Source organism: Falsiroseomonas oryziterrae (assembly GCF_021864505.1).
GTDB classification, from domain to species: Bacteria; Pseudomonadota; Alphaproteobacteria; order Acetobacterales; family Acetobacteraceae; genus Falsiroseomonas; species Falsiroseomonas oryziterrae.
In genome coordinates, this window is record NZ_JAKJIB010000669.1 from 1 (window position 1) to 725 (window position 725).

Annotated in this window: 2 protein-coding genes; both read left to right on the forward strand. The window is 77.7% G+C overall.

Going from position 1 to position 725, the window contains the following annotated elements; all coding sequences use genetic code 11:
- Positions 1 to 404 (forward strand): GTPase family protein (locus L2I40_RS23990; RefSeq protein ID WP_237217848.1); only part of this gene is annotated, 404 nt, incomplete at its 5' end.
- A gap of 71 nt (positions 405 to 475) precedes the next feature.
- Positions 476 to 725 (forward strand): hypothetical protein (locus L2I40_RS23995; RefSeq protein WP_237217849.1); only part of this gene is annotated, 250 nt, incomplete at its 3' end.

Genomic DNA, 725 nt, shown 5'->3' on the forward strand with positions numbered 1-725 from the left:
CGCTGCAGGCGCTCCGCGCGCTTCAGGCCGCGGACCACGCGCGCCGCCCGCCACCCCTGGTCGTCGCGCTGACGCATGTGGACCGGCTGCGCCCCGCCGCCGAATGGACCCCGCCCTACGATCCCGCCGGCACGCGGCCGAAGGAGGAGAGCCTGCGCGCCGCGATGGAGGCCGTCGCGGCCGCGCTCGACGTGCCGCGCGCCGCCGTCATCCCCGTCGCCGTGCCCCAGGGTGCGGCCAGCTGGAATCATGAGGCGCTCTGGGCCGCGATCGCGGCGCAGCTCGACGAGGCGAAGCTGCGCCGGCTGGAAGGTCTGCGCGCCAGGGGCGGCACGCTGCGCGAGATCGCCGCGCAACTCGGCGCCTCCGCGAAGCTGCTCGGCCGTCTCGCCTTCCGGGGGTGACGCGGGCGCGCCACGCAGGCGCCATCCCGCTGCCGCGCTCCGCGGCCACGCTCGGCGCGTCGGAGGATCCGATGCGCCGAGTCCTGCCTCTGCTGCTGCTGCTCTCGGCCTGCACGCTGCCGCCGCCCCCGCCGCGTCTGGTCAGCGGCGCGCAGCTGGCGCGCTGCGACCTCGACGCCGCTGCGGGCAGCGGCGGGAACTCGGCCGCGGCTGCGCAATCCGCCGCCGAATCGCGGATCCGCGCGCGCTGCATCCGGGCCGCGACCTTCGAGAACGCCGAGGCCGTGGGCCGGCTGCTCGGCTTCCGCTTCGACCTCGCCG